This is a genomic window from Veillonella ratti (assembly GCF_003992115.1).
Classification (GTDB): domain Bacteria; phylum Bacillota; class Negativicutes; order Veillonellales; family Veillonellaceae; genus Veillonella_A; species Veillonella_A ratti.
Map to the genome: position 1 here is coordinate 1 of NZ_RQUX01000013.1, position 18,488 is coordinate 18,488.

Sequence of the window (18,488 nt, forward strand, 5' to 3'; positions counted from 1 at the left end):
AAGAGCCGTTATAGTGTGACTAGGTCATCTCTGTTAAGGAGGTGAGATCATGAGTGTATTCGAAGCTTTATCCTTGATGATAGCTTTCGCTACTCTAGTGGTCTTACTTCTACATGAAAAATGACCTAATCGTTAAGTAACGACTAGGCCATTTCTCATTTTACCAAGTTTTCACAGAGATGAGCCTAGCGCTACGAAACACTATGACGGCTCGTCTTGTATATATCTTAACGCAATAATATATACACGTCAAGTAAAGCAATACTCACTTCTTAATCGTCCCCAAAATTTCTTTCATTTGAGCGGTACCTTCGTCATCCTGTTGTTTCCAAGTAAGAGCTACCACCGTCACCTTACCTTCTTTGATAGATGCTACGTCAGTCGGAGTTTCTTCCGGTTCAAAAGATAATTTACCGCCAATCCAATAATATTTACGACCTTTACGATCTTCGCGCGGATCGATAATATCGTAATACATTTGCATGCCTTGGTCGAGGATTTCACAGTTATCCCAACCTACCGGTCCTTCTTTGGCAAAATTCATATTCAACAGACCCTTAAATTGCTGTTTTTCAAACACTTCACCTATGAATTCACGAATGAACGGCATAATTTCAGCACTCCGTTTTTTACTATACCGTTCAACGGAAACCGCTAAGGCCGGCACTTTATAGAACATGGCTTCCATGGCTGCACTGACAGTACCGGAATATAAAGCATCAGAACCTAAGTTAAAACCATTGTTGACACCGGATACTACCATGTCCGGCATGTCATTTTTCAAAAAGTGAGACAACGCAAATTTCATGCAATCTGTCGGCGTTCCCGTTACGGCAAAGCGTCTCGGATTGTCTTCCTCGTCTGAAAAACGGCGCAACCGTACCGGCATCTGAATGGTAATGGCATGCGATTTGGCACTTTGTTCCACTTCCGGTGCAATAACCGTTACGCGATGCTCTTTGGCAAGTTCCGCGCCTAAATCTAATATCCCGTTGGCCCATACGCCGTCATCATTTGTTAATAAAATGTGCATAGTCGTTTATAGATCCTTTCTTTTCACCATAAAACAGGCTACTCACTTCATAAGATAATAGCCATCTATCTATTATTATATAGAGATTTTTAATACAAGTCCACCAAAAAGCATGAACATTGACAGCAACGAATGTATCTAACTTCTATATCGTAACAATATATCAATAAATAATTTCTTCTATATATCATATATGCAAAAAAGTGCCTACGCTACTAGGCACTTTTTAACAGTTTTATTTCTTTATCGATTTATCCGCATCACCCATGCGCGTCAATTTCACTTCACCAAGCGAAACGCCGCGTGTATGCTGGGTATGGGCCCACACTTTATCATGTCGATTCAAATAACCGAGGAAGGTTACCGGAACCCAGCTGTACATGAAAAGCGGGTACACCAAGTAATAGAGCCAAACTTTAGGTGGAACCTTAATAGTTGCCAACACGATAAGCGGGAATAAATACTGCCCGATACCGATGATGGTCCACACGGTTACCGGTAAAATCTGGTAAATAATATTCGTATAAATCGGCACATACGCATTAATATAGGTCATTATCAGATAGAACGTCGATACCAACAAGAAATACGGCTGACTAATCTGAATAATACCGTCTAAAATACGTAAGTTCCCCTGCTTAATCCCTTCAACAAACAGTTTCGGAATATAGCGTTCGCCACAATCAAAATGCCCTTGTGCCCAACGCTTACGCTGCCGCCATGATTGCATAAAGGTCAACGGTTTTTCATCATACACGATGGCATCATGAGCCCACGTTGTTTTCACCCCATGAATCAAAAGCTTCATGGAAAATTCCATGTCTTCGGTCAAACAATTACAATCCCATCCATAGGTCTTAATAATGTCCGTACGGATACACATACCCGTACCGCCGAGCGCGGTCGATAAGCCAAGGTTATATTTAGCTAAATGCCACATGTGATTCACTTGCCAGAAAGCAATCGCAAATGTGCCTGCCACCCACGTATCTGTTGGGTTCTTTGCATTTAAATAGCCTTGAATAACCGGCTCTCCCAATTCTAAGTGGTAATTCATTTCAGCTAAGAAATGAGGATGTACCAGATTATCAGCGTCAAAAATTACGAAGGCATCATACTCGCGGTCCATTTCGTAGATGCGGTTAAACATCCAGCCCATGGCATAGCCCTTACCTACCTCTTCTTTATTTTCACGCTCATGCACAATCGCACCGGCATTGCGAGCTATCTCAGCTGTCTTGTCGGTACAATTATCAGCTACTACAAAAATATCGTACAGCTCTTTTGGATAGTCAAGAATCTTCAAATTCTCTACCAATTGACCGACAACGGCCTCTTCATTATGAGCACATACAATAATGGCAAATGAGTTCTTAGGCGTATAATTCTTTTTTTCTTTCCTTCGCCACATGCCCGCTACGGCCAACACGAAATAATAAAGCGTATAAAATACGATTATTACCTGTAGCGGAATCATGAGAAGGTCAAGAATATAATCCATTTACGTCCTTCACCTCACCGTTTTACAAGATTAATAGTTGTGTTACAAATACCAAATACGGCGTACAGGGCAAAGATAAGAACCGGCCATGAATGCCAATCCCACACTAAAGCTAACACGCCAAGAATCGCAACAATAATTAAAGCCAATGTATTTACCGGATCGGCACCTTTGCCTTTGAAATCCGGATGATGCACCCGACTTACCATTAAATAGCCGACTACCACCATTAAAACCATCAAAAGCCATTCCGGTAAACGAATGCCGGATAAAACATAGGTTGCGGCCATACAGCCGGCAGCCGGAATCGGCAAACCTAAGAAGTAACCATGTACTTCATCAGTCATGATGTTAAAACGAGCTAAACGGAAAGCACCGAATACGGAGAAAGCTAACAAAGGCACATAGCCAAGCCAGCCGGTATGACTCAATTGATACATGTATAACATGTAAGCCGGTGCAACCCCGAAACCAACCACATCCGCCAAGGAGTCTAATTCACGCCCCATTGGTCCGGATACGCCCAGTGCGCGAGCTACACGGCCGTCACAGCCGTCAGACAATAAGGATAATAACACACAAATTGCTGCTAACGTAAATTCACCTTGGGCCGCGAAAGTTATGCCTACGACGCCAAAGGATAGATTAGCAGCCGTAAACAAATTTGGAAATATAGACTTATCCATTTTTTTGCAGCCTCCCGATAATCGATTCTCCGCCACGTACATAATCGCCTTTTTTAACAGTAATCTCTACTGATTTAGGCACGAAAACTTCTGTACAAGATCCGAATTTAATCATCCCGTACAGTTCTCCTTTGGCCAGATTCTTACCTAAATCTGTCCACGATATAATACGTCGCGCTAATAATCCTGCGATTTGAGTAACTAAAATTTCAATTTTACCATTGTCAATGCCAATGGAGTGACGTTCGTTTTCAAAACCGACCGAATCTTTATAGGCCGGCAAAAATCCGCCACATGTATATTGTCGGAACGTAATTTTCCCTTCCATCGGTGCGCGATTTACGTGCACATCAAACACGGAAAGAAAAATCGTTACCTTCTTACATTCAGTATTTAAGAATAAATCTTCATACACTTCACTTACTTCCATTACCTTACCGTCAGCCGGTGATACCAGCACGTCCGGATCATTTGGAATTACCCGTTTCGGATTTCTAAAAAAGAAGGTAAAAAAGCAAGCCAGTATAAATGGTATTATCGCCACATACGGGGAGATAAAATATCCCACCAGAAATGCTATAAGAAAAGTTACGCCGATAAAAGGGTAACCATCTTTAACAATAAACCCTGTGGGCATCTCGCACCACCTCTCTATTTTTTTGATTGCTTCACCGCCCACATAAACTTAGGTAACGCCATCATTCGGCCGATGCGTTGCGGTTGATTGAGCAATCGATATAACCATTCTAAACGATTTCGTTGCATCCATTCGGGCGCTCTTTTTACATGGCCCGCCATAACATCAAAGGAACCGCCCAAGCCGATAGCGACTACTTTATCTAAATGAGACAGTTTGGAAGTAATCCATTTTTCCTGTTTTGGCACACCTAAGGCCACCAGGACAAGTTTAGCTCCACCATCTTCAATGGCTTTTATAATTTCAACTTCTTCTTGCTCATCAAAAAAGCCGGAGTGGATACCGACTACCTGTAAAGGACCAATGCTAGCCTCCATATTCTTTACAGCTTGCTCCGCTATACCGGGGGCTGCGCCGAAAAAATACACAGGCGTTTTATGTTGTGCTGCTTCTTGCAATAAGGCTACCGCCAAATCACAACCGGCCACACGTTCGGGAATGTGCTGCCCTAATTGCTCGGCAGCCCATAGCACGCCGGCCCCGTCGGGGACGGCCATATCTGCTTGTTTTAAAATTTGGTGCAATTCTTTATCGTGACGGGCGCGCATAACCATTTCAGCGTTAACCGTGACTACAGTATGTAGCCCCGGCTCAGAATATAAATTCTGTACACGCTGAACTGCTTCTTTCATGGTTATGACATCAACCGGCACATCGAGAATGCTCAATTGATTTCGCAAAACAAATACACCTCAATAATCAGCCGCTATAGTTAGGAGCTTCAACCGTGATGCTAACATCATGCGGATGGCTTTCTTTAAGACCTGCGGCAGTAATTTGGATAAACTGAGTATCATTAATCATTTCTTGGATATTATGACAACCACAATATCCCATGCTGGCACGTAAACCGCCTACCATTTGGAAAATAGTATCAGCTAACATACCTTTGTAAGGTACACGACCTTCAATGCCTTCCGGAACTAATTTCTTAGCTTCCGACTGGAAGTAACGGTCTTTACTCCCCAATTTCATAGCACCTAAACTACCCATGCCGCGGTATACTTTGTAGCTACGACCTTGATAAATAACCGTTTCGCCCGGACTTTCATCCGTACCGGCCAAGATGTTACCCATCATAACAACATTGCCGCCCGCTGCAATAGCTTTAGCAATATCGCCGGAGTATTTAATCCCGCCATCGGCGATGATTGGAATATTGTAACGACGACCTACAGAGGCACATTCGTAAACAGCTGTAATCTGTGGCACACCGATACCGGCAATAACACGAGTCGTACAAATAGAGCCCGGTCCGATACCTACTTTAACAGCGTCAGCACCGGCTTCAATTAATGCTTCCGTACCGGCTGCGGTTGCTACGTTACCGGCAATTACAGGCATAAATGGGAATGTTTTCTTGATTTCTTTAAGCGTACGTAATACGCCGGCAGAATGACCGTGAGCCGTATCAACAATGATTACGTCCGCTTTAGCCGCTACCAAAGCTTCCATGCGGTCATATAAATCCTTACTTACGCCAACAGCTGCGCCTACGAGTAAACGACCGCTGCTGTCTTTAGCAGAGTTTGGATATTTCGTTGCTTTTTCAATATCCTTAATGGTAATTAAGCCTTTTAAATAGCCGTTGTCATCAACTAAAGGTAATTTTTCAATACGATGGCGACGCAAAATAGCTTTGACTTCTTCCAAAGAAGTACCTAACGGTGCGGTTACCAAATTTTCCTTCGTCATAACTTCACCGATTGGTTTATTTAATTCATTTTCAAAACGCATATCACGGTTCGTAATGATACCGACTAATTTGCCGTCAACGGTCACAGGTACACCGGAAATTGCGTATTTACGCATTAACTCTTCCGCATCAGCTAATAAGTTCTGTGGGCTCAAGTAAATCGGATCAACGATGATACCATGTTCTGAGCGCTTTACTTTGTCCACCTCATGAGCTTGTTCCTCAATGGACATATTTTTGTGAATAACACCCATCCCGCCTTCACGTGCCATAGCAATAGCCATTCGGGATTCCGTAACTGTATCCATACCGGAACTAATCATTGGAATATTGAGCTTAATATCACGAGTCAGGTTTGTAGTGATGTCTACTTCATGCGGTAACACATCCGAAGCCGCCGGAACTAATAAAACGTCATCAAATGTTAATCCGCGTAAACCAAACTTATCTTCTCTCATGGTAACTTCCTTTCTCCTTAATTTCTGTTTCCTTAGCAAGACATATTTTTAAATACTTGTCTTATTTCTCAGAGCGCATAACGCCGGCTTCCATAAAGTTATCTTTTTTCATATCAGTGAAAATAACTTTAACAGCTTCTTTTGGTACGCCTACAATGTCTACCGTTGCGTTGGTAATAGCTTCGCCCAATTTTTTCTTCTGTTCAAAGGTACGACCTTCAACAAGCTCCACATGAATAATTGGCATTCTTCTCAACCTCCATCATCGTAAAACGAGTTTGTACAATATAGAAACGACTTTATCTATACTAGACTTTTCTATCATATTATTATACTTTAAAAGACCTATTCTGTACATGCTAAAATACAGCTTTTTCTCAAATTCAATCGTCTAACTGCTAATTGAAAAGCAAAATCAAATTTCACAGTAAATCAGCTGTACAAAATTCGTTGAAAACTTTCCCCAAATCGTCGTAACAGCTCAGGTTTCATCAATTTTACCGCCTCATCAAAGCCTAGCTTCGCAAGCCAATCTTTAGCGTCCTGACGGGCCGCTATCAGTAAATCAATATCTTTTAAAATATTGGCAATTCGTAGATCCGGCAGTCCCGATTGAGCCAATCCGAATAATTGACCGGAACCGCGCAGCAATAAATCCTGCTCCGCCACTACAAAACCATCTTGCGTACTCGTCATAACGGCCAACCGCTGTTTGCTGTCTTCACTGTGACTGTCGCTGACGAGGATGCAATAGGATTGCGTACTGCCACGGCCAACGCGTCCTCGGAGCTGATGAAGTTGCGACAGACCAAACCGCTCGGCCCCTTCTACGCACATAATCGTTGCATTAGGCACATTAACGCCAACCTCGATAACCGTAGTAGATACCAAGAGCTTTATCGTTCCCTTATAATAAGCATCCATGATAGCTTCTTTATCGGCGGCACTCATGCGGCCGTGTACCAAACCGACACCGAATTTGTTATGATACTTTTCCGCCAATTCTTCATAAAGTTGTTCTGCCGCTACCAAGTCCAGTTTTTCAGACTCTTCTACAAGCGGACACACCACATACACCTGATGACCGGCGGTCATTTCTTTTTCAAAAAAACGATGCAACCGTTCTTTGTAGGTTGAGTCCACCGCATAGGTCAAAACGGGCTTTCTCCCCGGTGGCATCTCTTTAATGAGGCTTACTTCCAAGTCACCGTAAATAGATAGCGTCATGGTGCGCGGAATGGGTGTCGCCGTCATAACGAGCATATGCGGATGATGGCCTTTACGCTGCAAAGTCGCTCGTTGTTCCACGCCGAAACGATGCTGCTCATCAATAATAACGAGGGCCAATTTTTTAAACGTCACCGAATCCTGAATGAGTGCGTGCGTACCGATAACGATATCAATCGTGCCGTCTGCGAGGCCTTCATAGATAACCTGACGCTCCGCCGGCTTCGTAGAACCCGTTAAGAGTGCCATTTTTACCTGTCCAAGCCCTGCTGTTTGCCCCTGCTCCGTAGCTGCCTGCGCTAACGGCTTCAGACCTGCCATCAACTCCGTCAACCCTTCATAGTGCTGCTGTGCCAAGATTTCCGTCGGTGCCATTAAAGCACCCTGGTAGCCATTCTCTACTGCTTTTAATAAGGACAACGCCCCCACTACCGTTTTGCCGGAACCTACATCACCTTGCAATAAACGACGCATCGGTCGTTCATCTTCCATATCGGCAGCAATCTCATTAAAAGCCTTTTGCTGATCACCGGTTAAAGCAAATGGCAAGGCTTTTAAAAAAGCCGGCACCAAATCACCGTTAGGCTGCATCTTAATGCCCAATTCCGCCTGCTCCCGTTCCCGCAATAACAATAGCCCCGCTTGCATGATGAACAGCTCTTCATAAGCCAGTTGCTTGCGGGCTAAACCGTACCGCTCCACCGTGAGCGGATTGTGCATCTCTTTAAACGCTTCATAACGCGTCATAAAATTATGTTCTTTCGTTATGTCCGTCGGCAATAACTCCGGCAAACTGTCATTGGCGGCAAACCAATTACTAATGGCATGACGTATAACAAACTGACTTACGCCGTCCACAAGGGGATACACGGGCACAATCCCGGCCTCCGCCACTTGCCCTTCCCGCAAAATCTCAATGTGGGGCGTATTCATCTGCAACGACCCGTACGCAAACTCAACCTTGCCGTACACATGCAAGCGTTGCCCCACTTTGTAAAAATTCTTCTTGTAGCCCTGATTAAATAAAACAACCTTTAAACGGCCCGTCGCATCGCCGATATAAATTTCCAAAATAGACAGACCGCGACGCGGCTTTTTCTCCTGAATATTTAAAACAGTTCCTTTCGTAGCACCTACGGCGCCTTGCTTCAACGCCCCAATAAGATAACTTACACTGCGATCTTCATAAGTCCTCGGGAAATAAGTCAATAATGACGACACATCCGTAATGCCGAGCTTATTTAACTGTTTCACGCGCCCCGGACCTACGCCTTTTATCGTCAATAATGATTCATCCATACCCATCTAATCCTTCCGACCATTTTTATAAAAACAAGTTTGCCCTACTGTGCTATAATATTATTATATCTTAAAACTAAGATATAGTGTAACATAAGAGTAGTAAAAACGAAGTAAAAGAATGTAACCGGTATTAAAAATTGCTACTTGCTTTATTCTATCCCCTTGTGATAGAATACATATGTTATGTTGTAAATTATGCTTGGAGGTGGAAAATATGGCAAACCTTTGCGAAGTATGTGGCAAAACCACCGCTAGCGGTATGAACGTGAGTCACTCTCACATCCGCACGAAAAGGACCTGGAAGCCAAACATCCAGAGAGTACGAGCAATTGTAGACGGCGAAACCAAAAAGGTAAATGTATGCACTCGCTGCCTTCGTTCCGATAAAATTACACGCGCGTAAAAAATAAGAAGGTACATGTACTCTAAAAGAGGCGGCCCCTAACAAAGGGGTCGCCTCTTTTTATTATAAAAAAATTACACCCTTTGCTGATTTCTATAACTAAGGCACAATCTACCAGCGACCGATTCTGCAGCAACGCTGCAGACAGGGAGCCACACCACCGCTCATTCCACTAAATCCGCCCCTTCTCACACGCGTTGCTTATTCCTCTACCACAATTATATACATCGCTTATTCCTCTAAATCAGACCTCCCCCATAAAAAACATATCCCCTCGTCCCCCGTTTAAGGAGACATATATTCCCCTCCACCGGCCAAATTAGACTGCGTTGGCACTGAAAAGGGACCTTCTCTCTAGGCACTATGATAATTTTAAAACAAAAAAATAATATCCTCTAAGCAAACTTTTCGAGCTTGACTCGCCAGTTTGCGTGAGGATATATTTTTTTGTTGAAATACTAGTACTCTAAGAGAAGGTCCCTTTTAAAAGTCACGCATCTAATTGGCCGGATCCCAAATCTTCGGAATATATATCTCCTTAAACAACTTAATCGCAAACTGATCCGTCAACCCCGCCACATAGTCCACGATATCCGTCAGCGTAATGATTCTATTCGGATCTACACCCTGTCTTACCACTTCATGGCGTAAAAGTTCCGGATTATCTAAATAATATAAAAACAAATACTTCACCACATGAGCCGCCCGATTGCGGTCCGGAATTAAAGATGGTGCCCGATATACCGCCTCAAACATGAAGCGGCGAAACTCATTCATGACGGCCGTTACTTCTTCCGACATATGAATTTCCGGCTTATCCATCGATTCCCGCACCATGTCCATAACCATGGTAGTAATCATCTGCGATGGCGTTGTGCCCAAAACAGAACGCACCGATTTTGGTAAATCGTCAGAGGATAACATGCCGGCCCGCTGAGCATCATCAAAATCATGACATAAATAGGCAATTCTATCGGTGATGCGAATAATTTGACCTTCCAAAGTAAGCGGTATGTGCGTGCCCGTATGCCCCAAAATACCATCGCGCACTTCCTTCGTCAAATTAAGACCGAGCCCGTCTTTTTCAAGAATTTCCAACGTTCGTAAACTCTGCTCATTGTGATTAAAATGACCGACCATATCGCGAAGAGCATATTCACCGACATGGCCGAACGGCGTATGCCCCACATCATGCCCCATGGCAATGGCTTCAACCAAATCTTCGTTAAGACGCAAGGCCCGTGCAATGGTACGGCCGATTTGACCGACTTCCAAGGTATGTGTCATCCGAGTGCGATAGTGATCCCCCGGTGCAATATACACCTGTGTCTTATGCTTCAAACGACGAAAACATTTGCTGTGAATAATTCTATCGCGGTCACGCTGAAACGCCGTGCGCAAATAATCCGGCTTCTCTTCACGATCACGGACCGCAAACTTACTCTTTGCTGCATAAGGGGATAAAATTACTTCTTCTCTCGCTTCAATTTCTTCTCGGATTGTCATATAGCCTCCTATTGCCATATTTACCCTCCACCGGGCTATGAGCCAACTACGCATCCATTATCGCAGTTCTTTTTAATATAGCTCACTTTTAATAAGTATTACTTAATGCAATAATACGGCATAACGTAATCAAACGTCAATGCCGTATTGTTTTACCGACTCGCTTCCTGTTGCTTATTGCGCTCAATAATCTGCATTACAAACGAAGCCGTTTCTTCGATAGATTTATTGGACACATCAAGTACCGGACAATGAACGCGGCGCATAACAGCCCTTGCATAGGCCAATTCTTCTTCAATACGGGCAATATTGGCATAATTAGCTTCACCGTCAAGGCCCATAGTGCGTAAACGTTCACTGCGAATATTATTTAATTTATATGGATCGATGATAAGGCCTACTACCTTTTTAGGAGGAATTTTGAATAATTCTTCCGGCAATGGCACTTCCGGCACCAACGGCAAGTTGGCGGCTTTGATTTTTTTATAAGCTAAGAACATAGATAACGGTGTTTTACTGGTACGGGAAACACCGATGATAACAATATCGGCCTTCTCAAACCCGGACGGTTTTTTACCGTCATCATATTTTACGGCAAATTCAATGGCCTCCACCTTTTTAAAATACTCTTGGTCCAATTTATGAATCATACCGGCCGTCAAACGAGGTTTTGTATCGGCAATGGTGCCCACTGCATCAAGAACGGGCCCCATAATATCAACTGCCTGAATCCCCATGTTTTCGGCTTCTTTATGCAAATATTGGCGTAACGTAGGCGATACAATCGTGTGACAAATAATACTTTGTTCCTTCGCGGCCTCACTAATTACATCATCAATCTGGCTTTCCTGACTGATATAGGGAATGCGAATAATATCTATATTCTCCTTGTCGAATTGGCTCGCCGTCGCACGTGCTACGGACTCGGCCGTTTCGCCCAAAGAGTCGGAAATTGCAAAAATAACTTTATTGTTCTCCATGCCACACCTCAATTAAATCTATTAATCGAACTCATTTCACTTTTTATTTTAATATGTCTTTTCACAATGTGCAATATTACTTTACACCACAATCTAAAAATAATTTAGTTACGGTTGTCTTAGAAATACGGCCCAGCACTTTGTATCGACGGCGGCCGTCATCTTCCGCCCGTTCCACAACCGGCAGACAGTCCACCTCATAATCAATCATACGCTGTGCCGCTTCTACCACACTGTCTTCGGCGGTGCAGGAAATCATCTTGCTCACAGGCGTCATAATCATGGAAATCGGCATAGTCTTCGGATCATTTTGACCGATGGCGGCTCGCAATAAGTCCTTACGGGATACAAGCCCCAATAAGTAGCCGTCATCACAAATAAGGACGGTCCCCACATCTTCCGTAAACATGGTAACAATCGTATCATACAAATTCGTATCTGCCGTAACAGCCACGGCCTGCGCCATCACCTGACCTACCGTAAATTGACGAATTTCATTGGCAATAGGACTCACACCTTGCTGACCGACATAATAATACCCCACCTTAGGCCGCGCATCTAAGAGGCCCATCATGGTCAAAACGGTCAAATCGGAGCGCAAGGCGGAACGCGTTAAATCTAATTTAGCGGCAATGGCTTTCCCCGTAATCGGGCCTTCTTCTTTTACAATATGTACAATTTGGTCTTGCCGTTTAGTTAATTGCAAAACAGCCCCTCCTTTTATACTTTTTATAAAAAACAGGAGGCTACATGTAGCCTCCTGTCGCATTACACAGTAGTATTACCACTCTAATTCATTGCCAAGATTCCGGCCACGACCGGTCACAGCGTCAAGCATAATACGTTGTTCCAATTGAGCCACCATTTTTTTAGTTGCTTTTACCGCATCAGGATTTACCGAAATAGAATCGATGCCGCTACGTACCAAGAATTCACAGAAATCAGGGTATACGCTCGGAGCCTGGCCACAGATGGATACGGTTTTGCCATCGCGGTGAGCTACTTCGATTAAATGATGAATAGCGCGGCGAACAGCCAAATTGCGTTCATCATAAATGTGCTGAACTGTTTCATTATCACGGTCACAACCGAGGATTAACATCGTCAAGTCGTTGGAACCGATGGAATAGCCATCAACATATTGGTTAAACTGATCCGCCAAGATGATGTTGGAAGGAATTTCAGCCATGAGCCAGATTTTGAAGTCCGCACTGCGAGCTAAGCCGTTTTCAGCCATAACACGGGTAACTTCGGCTGCTTCCTGTACCGTACGGCAGAATGGAATCATAACTTGCAAGTTTTTAAAACCGTATTCTTCACGCACTTTTTTAATGGCCTGCAATTCCAACTGGAATGCCGGTGCGTATTTAGGATCATAGTAGCGAGAAGCACCACGCCAGCCGAGTAAAGCACTGGATTCATGCGGTTCATGTTTGTCGCCGCCCTTAAGGTCACGGTATTCGCTGGATTTGAAATCGCTGAGGCGAAGCACTACTTGACGAGGCGCCAAAGCCTGACAAACTTTACGCATACCTTCAGCCAACGTATCAATAGCAAATTGACTGCGGCCGGTTTCAATTAAATGTAACGGATGTTCATGGATGAAGGTCGTCCAAATAAATTCTTCACGCATAAGGCCGATACCGTCGCATGGAAGTACGCCGTATTTTTCAGCTAAATCAGGATCACCCAAGTTCATGTATACTTTAGTGCCTGTTACCGGAATATATTCGCTTACTACGTGCGCCGAAGCTTCTTCTTTAGGTTTCACCGCATCTTCAAGCATACCGTCGTACACGATACCATTAGTGGCATCAACCGTAATTAACTGACCATCACTGATGCGATGGGTTGCTTCTTCACTGCGACTCTTGGTGCCAACGATACAAGGAATGCCCAATTCACGACTTACGATAGAAGCGTGACAAGTCATACCGCCGGCGTCCGTAACAATAGCTTTTGCTTTTTTCATAGCCGGTACCCAATCAGGAGCCGTCATAGTTGTTACGAGGATTTCCCCTTCTTTAAAGCTGTCGATATCGGCCGGATCAAGGATTACATGAGCTTTGCCGGCAGCTTTACCGGGACTGGCCGGTAAGCCTTTAACCACGATTTCACGAGTCGTCGTAGTCGGTGCTTCAGCCGCTTTTTCAACCGGTTTCACATCTTTATTCTTACGGGACCATACAGTTTCCGGACGAGCTTGCAAAATCCAAATCTTATTGTCCCGTTCGTCTACGCCCCATTCCATATCCATGTAGCAGCCATAGTGTTTTTCAATGGCTTTAGCATAGGATGCCAATTCTAAAACCTGTTCATCCGTAATAACCTGCGCTCTCGCCTTGTCTTCAGGAATTACGATTTCGGCGCAATCACCGTCAGGATTACGAACTAAGGCGATATTTTTATCATTAATCATACGGTTAACAATTTTCATGCTCTGCTTGTCTACCGTAAAGTTATCAGGTGTAACCGTACCTTGTACTACATATTCGCCAAGGCCCCAGGAACCTTCAATCAAGATGCTTTCATCATTGCCGGTTACCAAGTCAACAGTGAACATAACGCCGGCCGCTTTGGAGAATACCATCATCTGAATCGCCGCACTTAAAGCAACCGTCATGTGGTCAAAACCTTGTTTTACACGGTAGTAAGTAGCACGATCGGTAAAAGTAGAGGCGTAGCATTCTTTAACTTTCTGAATGATAACGTCTGCACCGCGTACGTTTAAGTATGTATCTTGTTGGCCGGCGAAGCTGGCATCCGGTAAGTCTTCAGCGGTAGCACTGGAACGGACAGCTACGAACGGATTTTCTTCGTTTACTTTTTTACCCAATTCGGCATAGGCTTTTTCAATAGCATCAGCCAATTCTTTAGGCATTTCAGCGTCACAGATTAATTTACGAATATTCGCACAAATTTCACGTAGTAATGCAGAGTTTTCCACATCATCTAATTTATCAAGTTCTGCTTTGATTTTATCTTCTAAACCGGTTTGCTCCATAAAGAACCGATAGCCATGAGCCGTGGTAGCAAAACCATACGGTACCGGCACATTGGTGGAGGACGTCATTTCCCCTAAGGACGAAGATTTACCACCTACTAACGCCACATCTTCACGTTTTAATTCGTCAAACCAAAGTACATATGCATTTTCACGATTCATTATATGAAACCTCCTGAATAAAAGAAATACATCAACTACATAAATAGTATAACACATTTAATTATGTGTCAATCATTTTTTCAAATTCTGATGCACTATATAGAATATACAGAAAGTAGTGTGTCACATATAAACGATAGGTAAAAGAAAAGAGCAACCCTTTAGGAATGCTCTCATTCGCTAAGGATTGCTCTTTAACTTGACTATTTATAATAGCTTATTGACGTATTGACATAATTGCGTCAATTAGTGCAACACATTTAACTGCACATACATTTAATTGCAGATGCATTTATGTGCAGATACAATTAACTACAGATACATTTAATAGTAAATGTAATATCGGTTAACTGTACTATTAGTTAAATTTAATTTTGATAAATTTACGTTTACCCACCTGAAGAACCATGTCTTCAGCGAGTTCGATATTTTCATCGGAACATTTTTCACCGTTGATTTTAAAAGCACCGGCTTTAATGGAACGACGGGCTTCACTGTTCGAGGCAGTAAGACCGGCATCGGTCAAAAGCTGCGGCACATATACAGGTTCAGTTGGTTTAGCCATAGCATATTCAGGAATATCAGTCGGTAAATCGTGTTTTTGGAAAACGCGGATAAATTGTTCCTGTGCTTCATTAGCTGCTTCTTCACCATGATACAAGCGCACAATGGTATGAGCCAATTTCATTTTCGTGTCACGCGGATGAGCCGTACCGTTTTCCAAGGCTTTTGCCAATTCTTCCTGATCTTCGATGGACATATCCGTAACAAGCATGAAGTAACGCATCATGAGCTCATCAGGAATGGACATGGCTTTACCGTACATTTCCGTAGCCGGTTCGCTGATGCCGATGTAGTTGCCCAAGGATTTACTCATTTTCTGAACGCCGTCAAGACCTTCCAAAATCGGCATGGTAATGATAGCTTGTGATTCTTGACCGTATTCACTTTGCAATTGACGACCTACCAATAAGTTAAAGGTTTGGTCGGTACCACCGAATTCAACATCGGCCTCTAACGCAACGGAGTCATAACCCTGCATCAACGGATACATGAACTCATGAACGCCAATCGGACGGCCTTCAGTATAACGTTTTTGGAAATCATCACGTTCCAACATACGGGCTACTGTGTATTTAGCTGCCAATTTTAAAACATCTTCAAAAGACAATTTGCTGAGCCATTCACTGTTGTATACAACTTTTGTCTTAGACTCATCGAGTACTTTAAAAATCTGTTCCTTATAAGTCGCTGCATTGCGAAGCACCGCTTCCTCATCCAATGGCGGACGAGTTACGCTTTTGCCGGACGGGTCACCGATGCGGGCTGTAAAATCACCAATTACAATTACGATTTGATGACCTAAATCTTGGAAGGTTTTTAATTTGCGCAAAACAACCGTATGGCCCAAATGAATATCAGGAGCCGTTGGGTCAAGGCCCAATTTAATGGTTAACGGTTTATTTTCGGCAATGGATTTTGCCAATTTCTTCTTAAACTCTTCTTCAGGAAGTAAATTCTCCACGCCGTGTTTAATCAGACGCAACTGTTCTTCCAATGTCTTCATCAATCTTCCTCCTCGAACTGCCCCTAACAGGCATGTATATGTACTTTAAAATTAATTATTCACTTTTACCGGACTTAGACGCACCGCCACCGGAACTACGGGAACTGCCGGATCCGGATTTGCCGCTATCAGAATCGGAACCGCTTTCTGCCGAATTGTCAGTACTTTCTACAGTAGCATCGTCCTTATCCTTAGCATCTTTTTTATTTTTGTCCTTATCTTTATCTTTCGGATCTACCTTCGGAGCCACCGGCGCATAGCCTTGGTTAGCAATAGATGCTGCTCCCGGCGGAACTGTGAAATCACTGGACGGAATTTCCATAGCACTTAGGGCTTCGGACATAAAATCGCGCCAAATAACAGCCGGAACGGTACCACCGGTGATACCATCCAATGTCTCAATACCATAGTCATCGCCCATCCAAACAGCGGCTACCAAATCAGGCGTATAGCCTACAAACCAAGCATCTTTTGATTCATCAGTAGTCCCTGTTTTACCGGCTGCCGGACGCCCGATAGCTGCACCGCCACCGGTACCGCCGGACATTACGGATTCAAGCATATTCGTGATAACATAGGCATATTTAGGATCTACTACCCGCTGTTCTTCAGTACTGTTCTCTTCCACTACCTGACCATTGCGGTCTACGATTTTAGTAATGGCAACCGGTTTAACTTTAACCCCGCCATTAGCCAAAGTACCATAGGCTACGGCCATATCAATCGGTTTCACACCATTAGTCAAACCACCTAACGCGGCAGCCAAGTTATTATCTTTAGAGTCATCTAAAGTCGTAAGACCTAAGCTGCTTGCCAAATTAAGAACTTTACGCATTCCTACCGCATCAGCAAGCTGTACGGCAATAGTATTAACGGAATGTTGCAAGGCATAGCGCAAGGTCATTTGACCGGAATAGGTACCGTCATAGTTCTTAGGACTCCAACCATTAAATTCGATTTTCTTATCGTCCATAACGGTGCCCGGCGTCATACCATCCTGAATAGCTGCCAAGTAAACAAATGGCTTAAATGCAGAACCGGGTTGACGTTCAGCCAATACGGCACGGTTAAAGGAGTCGTCACCACGACCGCCAACCATGGCTACAATGTAGCCATTATGCGGATTAATCGCAATTAACGCACCTTGCGGCTGTGTTAAGCCTTTGTCGTCCGTATAGAAGTTCGGCAAATTATGCATAGCTTGAACCGCTGCATCCTGTGCCTTCATATCAATGGTTGTGTAAATCTTCAAGCCGTCTTTATAGACAGCATCGTCACCGTATTTTTCAGCGATTTCAGAAATAACATAGTCGATAAAGTACGAAGCATTGTTATCGCTGTGAGCGGCTTCGGATTTTTCACGAAGACCCAAATCTTCATCTTTCGCCTTATCTGCGGTAGCTTGGTCAATATAATCATATTTAACCATCTGGCCCAAAACAACAGCCTGACGAGCTTTACCCGCTTTGTAATTGGTAAGCGGCGAATAATAGTTAGGACTTTGCGGCAAGCCGGCGAGCATAGCCGATTGTGCCAAATCTAAATCCTGAACATTTTTGCCAAAGTATACATGGGCTGCTGCCTGTACACCGTAAGCACCTTGACCGAAATATATTTGATTCAAATACATTTCGAGGATTTCCTGTTTCGTATAATACTGCTCAATACGAATGGCCAACATCGCTTCCATAATCTTACGTTTTAACGTACGATCCTGGGTTAAAAACGCATTACGAGCCAACTGCTGCGTAATAGTACTACCGCCTTCGGCCACGCCGTCATGGGCAATATTAACCCAAATAGCACGCATAATCCCGATAGGGTCAACGCCATGGTGACTGTAGAAACGATTATCTTCAGTGGCAATAAATGCATTTTGTAAATCTTTCGGAACCTGTGATAACTTCACCGGTAACCGGTTTTCAGTAGCATGGACAGTTGTAATCAAATTGCCATGCACATCGTAGATCTGCGACGAAGCAGCCGGTTTAACATTGGCCACTTCCGGCAAATCGGACATGGTGGCACCAATGAAGCCGCAACCGGCTCCGGCTATTATAAGGAATACTAAAATACCCACAATCCAAAGGAATCGACGCATTGGCGATTTCTTCTTGGGCGGTTTAGTCGCCGTCGTTCTACGTCGTGTTTGTCGCCCATTTTGAGACGAACCTTGTAAACTCATACGACACCTCTCATTACGAATAATAAGTCATATAGCTTATTATAGCATAACTATGCTACATATGGTATCAGTAAGACCGTG

General features: G+C 43.7%; 16 protein-coding genes. 2 read left to right on the forward strand and 14 right to left on the reverse strand.

From position 1 onward, the window contains the following. Positions 1 to 49 precede the first annotated feature (49 nt). Complete coding sequence (locus tag EO124_RS10440) at positions 50 to 124, forward strand: putative holin-like toxin (protein WP_369076504.1); 75 nt, start codon at positions 50 to 52, stop codon at positions 122 to 124. A 141-nt stretch (positions 125 to 265) separates the two neighbouring features. On the opposite strand, the gene surE is transcribed toward EO124_RS10440, so the two are convergent. From surE to recG, 8 genes are all read right to left on the reverse strand, one after another. Then, the gene (surE, locus tag EO124_RS06660) at positions 266 to 1,033 is read right to left on the reverse strand and encodes a 5'/3'-nucleotidase SurE (protein ID WP_127058869.1); all 768 of its coding nucleotides are present in this window, start codon (positions 1,031 to 1,033) and stop codon (positions 266 to 268) included. Positions 1,034 to 1,268: 235 nt separating this feature from the next. Further along, positions 1,269 to 2,534: a glycosyltransferase family 2 protein gene (locus tag EO124_RS06665; RefSeq protein ID WP_021842499.1), complete on the reverse strand. Its 1,266-nt coding sequence runs from the start codon at positions 2,532 to 2,534 to the stop codon at positions 1,269 to 1,271. Positions 2,535 to 2,548: 14 nt separating this feature from the next. Beyond that, positions 2,549 to 3,220 (reverse strand): CDP-diacylglycerol--serine O-phosphatidyltransferase, encoded by a 672-nt coding sequence (pssA, locus tag EO124_RS06670; protein WP_021842500.1) that lies wholly within the window; start codon positions 3,218 to 3,220, stop codon positions 2,549 to 2,551. After that, positions 3,213 to 3,857: a phosphatidylserine decarboxylase family protein gene (locus EO124_RS06675; RefSeq protein ID WP_021842501.1), complete on the reverse strand. Its 645-nt coding sequence runs from the start codon at positions 3,855 to 3,857 to the stop codon at positions 3,213 to 3,215. The genes pssA and EO124_RS06675 overlap by 8 nt, the downstream gene beginning before the upstream one ends. Before the next feature lie 14 nt (positions 3,858 to 3,871). Next, positions 3,872 to 4,597 (reverse strand): WecB/TagA/CpsF family glycosyltransferase, encoded by a 726-nt coding sequence (locus EO124_RS06680; RefSeq protein WP_127058870.1) that lies wholly within the window; start codon positions 4,595 to 4,597, stop codon positions 3,872 to 3,874. A gap of 19 nt (positions 4,598 to 4,616) precedes the next feature. Beyond that, complete coding sequence (gene guaB, locus EO124_RS06685) at positions 4,617 to 6,071, reverse strand: IMP dehydrogenase (RefSeq protein ID WP_127058871.1); 1,455 nt, start codon at positions 6,069 to 6,071, stop codon at positions 4,617 to 4,619. 61 nt (positions 6,072 to 6,132) lie between these two features. Beyond that, on the reverse strand, positions 6,133 to 6,318 hold the full coding sequence (locus tag EO124_RS06690) for a 4-oxalocrotonate tautomerase (RefSeq protein ID WP_021842504.1): 186 nt from the start codon (positions 6,316 to 6,318) through the stop codon (positions 6,133 to 6,135). Between the two features lie 185 nt (positions 6,319 to 6,503). Then, complete coding sequence (recG, locus tag EO124_RS06695; RefSeq protein ID WP_127058872.1) at positions 6,504 to 8,597, reverse strand: ATP-dependent DNA helicase RecG; 2,094 nt, start codon at positions 8,595 to 8,597, stop codon at positions 6,504 to 6,506. 217 nt (positions 8,598 to 8,814) lie between these two features. On the opposite strand from recG, the gene rpmB reads away from it, so the two are divergent. Then, positions 8,815 to 9,003, forward strand: coding sequence for a 50S ribosomal protein L28 (gene rpmB, locus EO124_RS06700; RefSeq protein WP_006556543.1), 189 nt, complete (start codon positions 8,815 to 8,817; stop codon positions 9,001 to 9,003). Positions 9,004 to 9,501: 498 nt separating this feature from the next. Here the strand turns inward: rpmB and EO124_RS06705 are convergent, their stop codons facing one another. From EO124_RS06705 to EO124_RS06730, 6 genes are all read right to left on the reverse strand, one after another. Beyond that, positions 9,502 to 10,509: a deoxyguanosinetriphosphate triphosphohydrolase gene (locus EO124_RS06705; RefSeq protein ID WP_127058873.1), complete on the reverse strand. Its 1,008-nt coding sequence runs from the start codon at positions 10,507 to 10,509 to the stop codon at positions 9,502 to 9,504. Positions 10,510 to 10,661: 152 nt separating this feature from the next. Then, the gene (locus tag EO124_RS06710; protein WP_127058874.1) at positions 10,662 to 11,489 is read right to left on the reverse strand and encodes a pyruvate, water dikinase regulatory protein; all 828 of its coding nucleotides are present in this window, start codon (positions 11,487 to 11,489) and stop codon (positions 10,662 to 10,664) included. A 76-nt stretch (positions 11,490 to 11,565) separates the two neighbouring features. After that, a complete protein-coding gene (locus tag EO124_RS06715; protein WP_127058875.1) occupies positions 11,566 to 12,195 on the reverse strand; it encodes a CBS domain-containing protein in 630 nt (209 codons plus the stop codon). A gap of 75 nt (positions 12,196 to 12,270) precedes the next feature. Beyond that, complete coding sequence (gene ppsA, locus EO124_RS06720) at positions 12,271 to 14,655, reverse strand: phosphoenolpyruvate synthase (RefSeq protein WP_127058876.1); 2,385 nt, start codon at positions 14,653 to 14,655, stop codon at positions 12,271 to 12,273. A 358-nt stretch (positions 14,656 to 15,013) separates the two neighbouring features. Then, a complete protein-coding gene (gene tyrS / locus EO124_RS06725) occupies positions 15,014 to 16,222 on the reverse strand; it encodes a tyrosine--tRNA ligase (protein WP_127058877.1) in 1,209 nt (402 codons plus the stop codon). 55 nt (positions 16,223 to 16,277) lie between these two features. After that, positions 16,278 to 18,407, reverse strand: a complete 2,130-nt coding sequence (locus EO124_RS06730) for a transglycosylase domain-containing protein (RefSeq protein ID WP_127058878.1) — start codon at positions 18,405 to 18,407, stop codon at positions 16,278 to 16,280. Between the last annotated feature and the right edge of the window lie 81 nt (positions 18,408 to 18,488).

What these genes read in the sequence shown, in the direction of transcription:
- pssA (WP_021842500.1), bottom strand. Translation starts at nt 3,220, where the DNA reads ATGGATAAGTCTATATTTCCAAATTTGTTTACGGCTGCTAATCTATCC.
- guaB (WP_127058871.1), bottom strand. Translation starts at nt 6,071, where the DNA reads ATGAGAGAAGATAAGTTTGGTTTACGCGGATTAACATTTGATGACGTT.
- EO124_RS06690 (WP_021842504.1), bottom strand. Translation starts at nt 6,318, where the DNA reads ATGCCAATTATTCATGTGGAGCTTGTTGAAGGTCGTACCTTTGAACAG.
- recG (WP_127058872.1), bottom strand. Translation starts at nt 8,597, where the DNA reads ATGGATGAATCATTATTGACGATAAAAGGCGTAGGTCCGGGGCGCGTG.
- EO124_RS06710 (WP_127058874.1), bottom strand. Translation starts at nt 11,489, where the DNA reads ATGGAGAACAATAAAGTTATTTTTGCAATTTCCGACTCTTTGGGCGAA.
- EO124_RS06665 (WP_021842499.1), bottom strand. Translation starts at nt 2,534, where the DNA reads ATGGATTATATTCTTGACCTTCTCATGATTCCGCTACAGGTAATAATC.
- tyrS (WP_127058877.1), bottom strand. Translation starts at nt 16,222, where the DNA reads ATGAAGACATTGGAAGAACAGTTGCGTCTGATTAAACACGGCGTGGAG.
- EO124_RS06675 (WP_021842501.1), bottom strand. Translation starts at nt 3,857, where the DNA reads ATGCCCACAGGGTTTATTGTTAAAGATGGTTACCCTTTTATCGGCGTA.
- EO124_RS06705 (WP_127058873.1), bottom strand. Translation starts at nt 10,509, where the DNA reads ATGACAATCCGAGAAGAAATTGAAGCGAGAGAAGAAGTAATTTTATCC.
- surE (WP_127058869.1), bottom strand. Translation starts at nt 1,033, where the DNA reads ATGCACATTTTATTAACAAATGATGACGGCGTATGGGCCAACGGGATA.
- ppsA (WP_127058876.1), bottom strand. Translation starts at nt 14,655, where the DNA reads ATGAATCGTGAAAATGCATATGTACTTTGGTTTGACGAATTAAAACGT.
- EO124_RS06730 (WP_127058878.1), bottom strand. Translation starts at nt 18,407, where the DNA reads ATGAGTTTACAAGGTTCGTCTCAAAATGGGCGACAAACACGACGTAGA.
- rpmB (WP_006556543.1), top strand. Translation starts at nt 8,815, where the DNA reads ATGGCAAACCTTTGCGAAGTATGTGGCAAAACCACCGCTAGCGGTATG.